Source organism: Rhizobium sp. GCM10022189, assembly GCF_042656325.1.
Lineage (GTDB): Bacteria > Pseudomonadota > Alphaproteobacteria > Rhizobiales > Rhizobiaceae > Rhizobium.
Genome location: NZ_JBHSOR010000024.1, coordinates 32,193 through 41,727, shown reverse-complemented (window position 1 = coordinate 41,727; position 9,535 = coordinate 32,193). Strand labels below are relative to the sequence as shown.

The following is a 9,535-nucleotide window of genomic DNA, read 5'->3' as shown; positions in this document are numbered from 1 at the left end:
CCGAAGACTGGAAACGTCCGCCGCGCGAATGGTTCGAGGCCAAAACCCAATTCGCCGTCGTCTTCGGCGAACGGTTCTTCAACCAATGACGAACCGGCCTCACGCACAGAATTCCTGACAGTCCCGATGCCGGGCGGCGCGCCACGACGACCATCTGCATGTTCAGGTGCAGTGATGCCATCTCCTCCCTCATCTCTGTGCCTTGTGCTGGCACGAGGGCACAGAGATGAGGGAGTGCGGGGTGTCCCGCTCCACAAACAGAAAGCCCAGCTTCGCAGCCGGGCCTTCAACTCTACTCACTACTCACTACTCACTATTCGCCACTCACTATTCACTATTCGCTACTCACTACCCGCCATCAAGCGCTCGCAGCCATCCGCTTCTCATCCCGGCCACCCTTCATGCGCTCGGCCAGCAGGAAGGCCAGCTCCAGTGCCTGGTCGGCGTTGAGGCGCGGGTCGCAGTGGGTGTGGTAGCGGTCCTGCAGGTCCTCGGCGGCGACGGCGCGGGCGCCGCCGGTGCATTCGGTCACGTCCTTGCCGGTCATTTCGACATGGATGCCGCCCGGATGCGTGCCTTCGGCGCGGTGGATCTGGAAGAAGCTTTCCACTTCCGAGAGGATGCGCTCGAAGGGGCGCGTCTTGTAATTGTTGAGCGTGATCGTGTTGCCGTGCATTGGGTCGCAGGACCAGACGACCTTCCTGCCCTCGCGCTCGACGGCGCGGATGAGTTTCGGCAGGTTTTCGGCCACCTTGTCGTGGCCGAAGCGGCAGATCAGCGTCAGGCGGCCGGCCTCGTTGGCCGGGTTCAGCGCGTCGATCAGCTCGATCAGGTTGTCGGGCTGCAGCGACGGGCCGCATTTCAGGCCGATCGGGTTCCTGATGCCGCGGAAATATTCCACATGCGCGTGGTCGAGCTGGCGCGTGCGGTCGCCGATCCAGATCATGTGGCCCGAAGTCGCGTACCAGTCGCCCGAGGTGGAATCGACGCGGGTCAGCGCCTCCTCATAACCGAGCAGCAGCGCTTCGTGGCTGGTGAAGAAATCGGTCTCGCGCAGGCTCGGATTGTTTTCCGAGGTGATGCCGATCGCCTTCATGAAATCCATGGTTTCGGTGATGCGGTCGGCAAGCTTGCGGTAGCGCTCGCCCTGCGGGCTGTCCTTGACGAAGCCGAGCATCCACTTGTGCACGTTGTCGAGATTGGCATAGCCGCCCATGGCGAAGGCGCGCAGCAGGTTCAGCGTCGCGGCCGACTGGCGGTAGGCGTCGAGCTGGCGCTCCGGCGCCGGGATGCGGGCTTCCGGCGTGAACTCGATGCCGTTGACGATATCGCCGCGATAGCTCGGCAGCGACACGCCGTTCTGCGTTTCCATCGGCGCCGAACGCGGCTTGGCGAACTGGCCGGCGATGCGGCCGACCTTGACCACCGGTAGCTGTGCGCCAAAGGTCAGGACGACGGCCATCTGCAGGAAGGCGCGGAAGAAATCGCGGATATTGTCGGCGCCATGTTCCAGGAAGCTTTCGGCGCAGTCGCCGCCCTGCAGCAGGAAGGCGTTGCCTTCGGCCACATTGGCAAGCGCGCTCTTCAGGCGCCGGGCCTCACCGGCAAAAACGAGCGGCGGATAGGTGGCAAGCGTGGCTTCCGTCGCCGCCAGCGCAGCCGCGTCAGGATATTCCGGAACCTGCTGGATCGGCTTGCTCCGCCAGCTGCTCGGGGTCCAATTCTGTGCCATGTCACTCATCCGCTTCCCCACCCGGTTTGCCCCGGATGCCTGCCCGTTAAAGATTGCGGCGGCTTATAAACCTTTCGGCATCCCTTGCCTAGCGCATTCGGCGCCCGGCGGGCGTTTCCGCAAGCGGCCGACGGCACCGTGCCGGCCGTGCCGGTATGGCGCAAAATTTTATGGTTAAGGCCGCATTTATCATACTATTTTCCAGCTAATTTAGAATCTGAATGTACAGCTACCCCTAAAAAACGGGGGTTGAATATGCATTTCCTTTTGTCCGCTTTCTTTTCGGACCGATCCGGCAATTTCGGCATCATGACGGCGCTCCTGATGGTGCCGCTGGTCGGCTCTGCCGGCCTGGCGCTCGACTATGCCCATGCGCTTAGCCTGCGCACCCAGCTCTATGCGGCGGCCGATGCCGCAGCCGTCGGCGCCGTTTCCGAGAAGTCGGATGCGGTGGCCGCGGCCATGACCATGCAGGGCGACGGCACGATCTCGATCGCCAAGACGGATGCCCGCAACATCTTCTTCTCGCAGATGTCCGGCGAGCTGGCCGCAACCCCGGTGGAGCTCGCCATCGACGTCACCAAGACGGCCAACAAGATCAATTCGCAGGTCGTCTTCAGCGCCACCGTGCCGACCACGTTCATGCACGTGCTCGGCCAGGACTCGATCACCGTTTCGGGCATGGCGACGGCGGAATACCAGACCGCCTCCTTCATGGATTTCTACATCCTGCTCGACAATACGCCGTCCATGGGTGTCGCCGCGACCCCGGCCGACGTTTCCAAGCTGGAGGCCAAGACCGGCTGCGCCTTTGCCTGCCACCAGATGGACCAGAGCAGCAACAATTACACGATCGCCAAAAGCCTCGGCGTCGCCATGCGCATCGACGTGGTGCGCAAGGCGACCCAGGCCCTGACCGATACGGCCAAGACCGAGCGCGTCAGCGCCGACCAGTTCCGCATGGGCGTCTACACGTTCGGCACCAAGGCGGAAGACGCCAAGCTGACGACGATATCGAGCCTCACCTCGGACCTGACGAAGGTGAAGAACTATACCGACGCCGTCGACCTGATGACCATTCCCTACCAGAACTACAACAAGGACCAGCTCACCAGCTTCGACAGCGCCATGAGCCAGATGAACACCATCATCACCCCGGCCGGCGACGGCACGTCGAATATCAGCCCGGAAAAGATCCTGTTCTTCGTGTCGGACGGCGTCGGCGACAGCTACAAGCCCTCGACCTGCACCAAGAAGACGACCGGCGGCCGCTGCCAGGAGCCGATCGACACGTCCTTCTGCAAGCCGCTGAAGGATCGCGGCGTCAAGATCGCCGTGCTCTACACCACCTACCTGCCGCTGCCGAGCAACAGCTGGTACAATGACTGGATCAAGCCCTTCCAGAACGAGATCCCCTCGCGCATGGCCGCCTGCGCCTCGCCCGGCCTCTATTTCGAAGTATCGCCGACCGAAGGCATTGCCGAGGCCATGAAGGCGCTGTTCCTGAAGGTCATCCGCGCGCCACGCCTGACCGGCTAGAAAGGAAAGGCGCTAGAGCCTTTCCTGGTTAGATTGAAGCATTCTGCCGGAGCAGGTTTGTGTCAGGGCGGAAGCGATTGGCGAAGGGCATACCCCAAGGTACGTTCGAGCCGATCGCTTCTGATCCTGGCGCAAAGATGCCCGGCCCCGGCTGGTTTGCAAACCACCGGGGTTGGCTGAAACGGGCCGCCTGATCGACCGGCCGGCTTGGCCGTAGATCTGGGCTACGACGCGCGCCGGCCGGTCGACCATCCGACTCCGTTTGAGCCAACAGAATGCTTCAATCTAACCAGGAAAGGCTCTAGACGCGCTGCCCGTCGCGGATGCGGTAGCTCGGCGCATACATCGTCACCAGCTCTTCGGCCGCCGTCGGGTGCAGCGCCATCGTGCGGTCGAAATCGTCCTTGGTGCAGCCGGCCTTCAGCGTGATGCCGAGGATTTGCGCCATTTCGCCGGCGTCGTGGCCGAGAATATGGGCGCCGACGACCTTGCGGCCGGCTGCATCGACGATGAGCTTCATCATCATCTTTTCCGCCCGGCCCGAGAGCGTGGCCTTCAGCGGCCGGAACTGGGCGCGGTAGACTTCCAGCTCCTTGTAGCGCTTGCCCGCCTCTTCCTCGGAAAGGCCGACCGTGCCGATCTCCGGCTGCGAGAAGACGGCGGTCGGGATAAGGTCGTAATCCGGCCGGGTCGGATTGTTCTTGTACTCGGTTTCGATGAAGCACATCGCCTCGTGGATCGCCACCGGCGTCAGCTGTACCCGGTCGGTGACATCGCCGAGCGCATAGATGTTTTCGACATTGGTGCGCGAATATTCGTCGACGATGACCGCGCCGCGCTCGTTGAGCGCAACGCCCGCCTTTTCCAGCCCCAGCCCCTTGGTGTTCGGATCGCGGCCGAGCGCCAGCATGACGACGCCGGCATGCAGCGTCTCGCCCTTCATCGTCTGGATGACAAGGCCGTCTTCGCCCTTCGTCACCTTCTCCATCACATCCTGGCAGAGGATGCGGATGCCCTTGGCGACCATCGCCTCGTGCAGCCCGCGGCGCAGATCCTCGTCGAAGCGCGACAGGATCTCGGTGCCGCGATAGATCAGCGTCGTTTCGACGCCGAGCCCGTGGAAGATATTGGCGAATTCGACGGCGATATAGCCGCCGCCGGCGATCAGGATGGATTTCGGCAGCTCTTCCAGATGGAAGGCCTCGTTGGAGGAAATGCAGAGCTCGTGGCCGGGCAGCGCATCGTGCGGGTTCGGCCTGCCGCCGGTCGCAATGACGATGGTCCTCGCCGTCACCGTCTCGCCGGTTTTCATAAGCTTGATCGTGTGGGCGTCGACCAGTTCGGCCCGCGTCTCCAGGATCTCGGCCTGGGCGCCGGCAAGCCCCTTCTTGTAGAGCCCTTCCAGCCGTGAAATCTCGGCGTCCTTGGCGGCGACGAGTTTCTTCCAGTCGAAGGCGCTTTCGCCGACCGTCCAGCCGAAGCCGGCCGCGTCCTCGAAATGCTCGTGGAACTGCGAGGCATAGACGAAGAGCTTCTTCGGCACGCAGCCGCGGATCACGCAGGTGCCGCCATAGCGATATTCCTCGGCGATCGCCACCTTCTTGCCGAGCGAGGCCGCGACGCGCGCGCCGCGCACGCCCCCCGAACCGCCGCCGATGACGAAGAGGTCGTAGTCGTAGGAAGGCATGATGATCTCCGCAGGAATCGAAAGAAGGGTCTTTCACACATAGGGACAGGCGGAGAAAAACAAAAGCCCGGACGAGGCCGGGCTTTTGCGAAAGGTGAAGGCGGCCTTACGGCTTGGCCGGGGCAGCGGCCGGAGCCGGCGCCACCGGGCTTTCGGTTGCCGGCGGCGGAGCCTTGATGACCTTGGAAAGCTCGGCATTGCTCTGCTTTTCCAGGTCGCGGGAAATGCCCTGCGCCCAGATATCGGCAGCCTTGGCGGTTTCGCGCGAGGCGACCGGGCCGTCGCGCAGCAGCTTCTTGCCGACGTCGGAATTGTAGAAATCGGCAATCGCCTTCAGCTCGTCGACCGTAAACGCCTTGGCATAGGTCAGCGCCGCTTCCTTTTCCAGGTCGGCGCGGCGCGGTGCGAGCGCCAGCGCCTGGGCATCGACGGTGGCGGTGATGACGTCCTGGTAGTTCGGCGAATCCTGGATGAGGCCGGCCTTGAGGCGCTCGGCCAGACCCGGCAGGATATTGTCGTACTGCGTGGTTGCGCCGATCGCGTCCATGGCCGCGCGGGCGGCCTTCAGCTGCTCTTCGGATACTTCCTGCGCTCTTGCGGCAGAGCCGAAGGCAAGCCCGGAAAGAACGATGGTCGCAGCGGCAAGACGGCCAAGACCTGCAATGTTCATCATGAGTTTCTATGCTCCTGTTATCTGTTTGCCTGCAGCGTGCGGGCACCTGCAGGACCGGCAATGATCGCAAGCGCCGCCATGTTGATGAAAAGCCCGTGCTCCACGACACCGGGTATGGAATTCAGCTCCCTCGAGAGCGCCTCTGCATCAGGAATGCGGCCAAAAGATGCATCGATGATGTGATGTCCGCCGTCGGTGGTAAACTCTCCGTCACCGGACTGACGCAGCGTCAGTTCGCCGGAAAGACCAAGCCGCGCGGCGGTCTCTTCGATCGCGATACGCGTCGAAACGAGGCCGAAGGGATTGACTTCGATCGGCAGGGCGAAAGCGCCGAGCGTATCGACCAGCTTGCTTTCGTCGGCAATGACGATCATGCGCGTCGAGGCGGCCGCCACGATCTTCTCGCGCAGCAGCGCGCCGCCGCCGCCCTTGATGAGCCTGAGCGCCGGATCGACCTCGTCGGCGCCGTCGATCGTCAGGTCGAGCTGCGGCAGTTCGTCCAGCGACTTCAGGGGAACGCCGAGTTCGACGCAGAGCCGCGCCGTGCGCTCGGACGTCGGAACGCCCTCGACCTTGAAACCGGCCGCCACCTTTTCGGCGAGCAGCCGGACGAATTCCTCCGCCGTGCTCCCCGTCCCGATTCCGAGGCGCATGCCATATTCGACATGGACAAGCGCTGCCTCGGCGGCCTTGATCTTCATTTCGCGGGCATCCATGCGCCGCCAGCTCCTGATATTGCGTTGGATGTGCTGTTTACACGGCTCGTATTGCAAACGAAAGCCAAAATCATCGTCCTGCGATTGAAAGCCACGCGTTTCGGCTGCGACTTTTCCGTAGCATGTCGCAGCGTTGCTTTTCGCCCGTCCATCGCCTACTGCGGAATGATCTTACCCCGCAAAGAGGCACGACTTTGACCCGCGCTCCCGAAAATAAGGCCCTCATCGTTTTCGATCTCGACGGCACCTTGCTCGATACCAGTGTTGATCTCGTCGATAGCCTGAACCACACGATCGCGACGATCGGCCTCGTGCCCGTCACCTATGACGACCTGACCTCTCTCGTCGGCCAGGGCGCCCGCGTCATGATCGAGCGCGCCGGCAGGATGCAGGACAGGCCCGTCTCGCAGGAAGAGCTGCCGTCCCTGGTCGAACGCTTCGTGGATCATTACATCGCCAACATGCCGGGCCACACCCGGCCCTATCCCGGCCTCGTCGCCGCCATGGATCGGCTGAAGGCCGACGGCTACGCGCTCGCCGTTTGCACCAACAAGATGGAAGGGCTTGCGACCAGCCTCCTCCAGAAGCTTGAGCTGACGCATTATTTCGATGCGGTCATCGGCGGCGACACGTTCGAATACCGCAAGCCCGATGCCCGCCATCTGACCGGCACGATCGAGCGCGCCAGCGGCGATGTCTCCCGCGCCGTCATGATCGGTGACAGTATCAATGACATTGCCGTGGCGAAGAATGCCGGCGTGCCTGTGATTGCCGTTCCCTTCGGCTTTTCGGACGTGCCGGTGGCGAGCCTCGATCCGGATGCCGTCATCGCGCATTTCGATGAGCTGACGGGGGAGCTGGTGGAGAGCCTGCTGAAAGGGTCTGCGGCGAAGGTTGCTGTTTGAGGCCGGTAAATCGAGCGTATACGCTTGCAATCGCGGCCCCCTCATCCGGCTGCCGCCACCTTCTCCCCGCTGGGGAGAAGGGACAAACCTCAGCCGGCTCGCCTATCCTGACGCTTTCTTTATGGAAGTGAACGCTGCCGCGACACCCCTTCTCCCCAGCGGGGGTCCGAAGGACGGGTTGAGACCCGTGGCTCAACCCCGGTCAGGTGGCCCGAAGGGCCGGATGAGGGGGCCACGAGCACGCCCTGTCCAAACGGCCACCTTAAACAAAAACGGGCGGCCCGAAGACCGCCCGCTTGAACTCCATAATGCCAGGCGTCAGATCTGCGCCTCACGCGCCTTCGTCGTCACGTCGAACGCCTTCAGCGTATAGGCATCGCGCCCGTAGACGTCGTCGAAATACTCGATCACGCCGTCCTTGTTCGGCCATGCGGTGAAATAGGACACATAGACCGGGATCTTCTGCGGCACCTTCACGGCATGGTTCTGGCCGGTCGCGATCTGCCGGGCCACATCGTCGACCGTCGTGCCGAGCACGGCTGCGGCCATGGCGCGCGGGTCGGACAGGCGCACGCAGCCGTGGCTGAGAGCCCGCATGTCGCGCTTGAAGAAACTCTTGGACGGCGTGTCGTGCATGTAGATGGCGTGGCTGTTCGGGAACAGGATCTTCAGCTCGCCGAGCGCATTGTCGCTGCTCGGCGGCTGGCGCACCGAGATGTTCTGCGTCGAGCCGTACCAGTCGACGCTGGAAGACGGCACGGCATGGCCGCCGACTTCGACTTCATAGCCCAGCTGGTCCAGATAGTTCGGGTCGGCGCGCAGCTTCGGCAGCATCTCGTTGATGATGATCGACTGCGGAACACCCCAGAACGGATTGAATTCGACGGTTTCGATCTCGTCGTCGAAGAAATAGGTCTGGTTGTTCTTGCCGCCGACGACCGTGCGCATCGCCAGCTGCTGCTTGGAGTCGTTGTAATAATAGGCCATGAAGGCGGGCTGGTTGATCATCACGTAACGCGGGCCGAGATCTTCCGGCAGCCAGCGCGCCTCTTCCATGGCGACGACGAGCTTGTCGATCTTGGAGGCGTTGCTGTCGCCGCCGGTCATGGTGCGCACGGTCGCCTGGCCGATCACGCCGTCCGGCTTCAGGCCGTGTTCCTTCTGGAAGTCTTCGACCATCGACACGATCTCGGGCGAATAGTCGCTGCTGCCCGCATAGGCCGCAAATGTTGCCGCATGCGCGCTCTTCAATTCCGGCGAACCGTGCTTCTCGATCGCCTTGACGATATTGGCCACTTCCGGCGAGCTGTCGCCGGGGCGCAGCAGGCGGTCCAGCGAAATGGTGATGCGCTCTTCATTGCCGCCGTCGGCCGCGCGCAGCTTGGCAAGCTCGGCCTTCAGCGCCAGGAACTGCGGGCTGTCGGGGTTGCGGCTGGAAAGATAGGCGGCGACGTCGGGGCTGAGGCGCGAAAGCTTCAGCACCGGATCGAGCTTGACGACCTTGCGCTGGAAATCATGGTAGCCGGAGAGCTTGTTGGGATCGATGCGGCCGCGCGTCGTATCCTGCACATAGGCCAGGACCTTGGCGGACAGCGCCAGTTCGAACTGCGTCAGCGCCCGGTCGCGGGCGTCAGGGTCGGGATTGGCCGGATCGATCGCCGGCTGGGTGACGGCGTAATCGGCCGGATCGAGGCCGACGCTTGCCGCATCGGCAAGCACGGCGAGCGCCGCCTTGCCGCGCTCGTTGACACCCTCGCCGGAAACCCAGACGAGCGGGTTCTTGCCGTCGCCGTAATAGGCCTGCAGCGCTCTGGCGACATCGGCATTGGCGCGAACCTTGGCTTCCGTCAGGAAGTGGCGCTGCGGGGCGACGTCGGTCGTGGCCGCACCCGAAACGTCGGCCACCGCGCCGGTCACGACCGGATCGGCAAACTTGGTCGTGTCGACGAGCTGCAGCGTTTCAGCCTTGTAGGTGTAATAGCGCGGGCTGGAAACCTTGGGCAGGGCCGCTTCCGGATCGAGATCGCCGCCAAGGCCGCCGTTGCGATTGCCCGGATTGCCGCGAACCGGAGCCGAAGGGTCCATGAAAATGGTGCTCTGGCCCCTCGCCCGGTCGCCGCGCAGCATATCCATCAGCGTATAGGCATGCGCAGGAACCGCGCCCATCACGCAGGAAAGTGCCAATGCGGAAACCGCGCTTTTCAAAACGAACTTCATCTTGTTTTCCAGTTCCAGTATCATGCTGTTCGAGCAAATGGCTCAGATCAATTCTTCCCGGCAGCC

At 63.1% G+C, this 9,535-nt stretch carries 8 protein-coding genes; 2 read left to right on the top strand and 6 right to left on the bottom strand.

Features of this window, described 5'->3' with window-relative positions:
- Together ACFPWW_RS12330 and ACFPWW_RS12325 are read right to left on the bottom strand one after the other, a co-directional pair.
- On the bottom strand, window positions 1–181 hold a 181-nt coding region (locus ACFPWW_RS12330), incomplete at its 3' end, for a hypothetical protein (RefSeq protein ID WP_377311850.1).
- A gap of 177 nt (window positions 182–358) precedes the next feature.
- Complete coding sequence (locus ACFPWW_RS12325) at window positions 359–1,732, bottom strand: class II 3-deoxy-7-phosphoheptulonate synthase (protein WP_377311849.1); 1,374 nt, start codon at window positions 1,730–1,732, stop codon at window positions 359–361.
- 255 nt (window positions 1,733–1,987) lie between these two features.
- Between ACFPWW_RS12325 and ACFPWW_RS12320 the strand changes: the two genes are divergently transcribed.
- Entirely contained in the window at window positions 1,988–3,271 is a 1,284-nt protein-coding gene (locus ACFPWW_RS12320; protein ID WP_112705237.1) for a pilus assembly protein, read from the top strand.
- Window positions 3,272–3,572: 301 nt separating this feature from the next.
- Here ACFPWW_RS12320 and gor read toward each other — a convergent pair whose 3' ends face one another.
- The 3 genes from gor to rpiA all read right to left on the bottom strand — a co-directional run bounded on the left by gor (window position 3,573) and on the right by rpiA (window position 6,347).
- Window positions 3,573–4,958 (bottom strand): glutathione-disulfide reductase, encoded by a 1,386-nt coding sequence (gene gor, locus ACFPWW_RS12315; RefSeq protein ID WP_377311848.1) that lies wholly within the window; start codon window positions 4,956–4,958, stop codon window positions 3,573–3,575.
- 106 nt (window positions 4,959–5,064) lie between these two features.
- A complete protein-coding gene (locus ACFPWW_RS12310; protein WP_112569379.1) occupies window positions 5,065–5,631 on the bottom strand; it encodes a DUF2059 domain-containing protein in 567 nt (188 codons plus the stop codon).
- A 17-nt stretch (window positions 5,632–5,648) separates the two neighbouring features.
- Window positions 5,649–6,347 (bottom strand): ribose-5-phosphate isomerase RpiA, encoded by a 699-nt coding sequence (rpiA, locus tag ACFPWW_RS12305; RefSeq protein ID WP_377311847.1) that lies wholly within the window; start codon window positions 6,345–6,347, stop codon window positions 5,649–5,651.
- A gap of 194 nt (window positions 6,348–6,541) precedes the next feature.
- Between rpiA and ACFPWW_RS12300 the strand changes: the two genes are divergently transcribed.
- On the top strand, window positions 6,542–7,252 hold the full coding sequence (locus ACFPWW_RS12300; RefSeq protein ID WP_377311845.1) for an HAD family hydrolase: 711 nt from the start codon (window positions 6,542–6,544) through the stop codon (window positions 7,250–7,252).
- Between the two features lie 318 nt (window positions 7,253–7,570).
- On the opposite strand, the gene ACFPWW_RS12295 is transcribed toward ACFPWW_RS12300, so the two are convergent.
- Window positions 7,571–9,469: a L,D-transpeptidase family protein gene (locus ACFPWW_RS12295; protein WP_112705331.1), complete on the bottom strand. Its 1,899-nt coding sequence runs from the start codon at window positions 9,467–9,469 to the stop codon at window positions 7,571–7,573.
- Window positions 9,470–9,535: the final 66 nt, after the last annotated feature.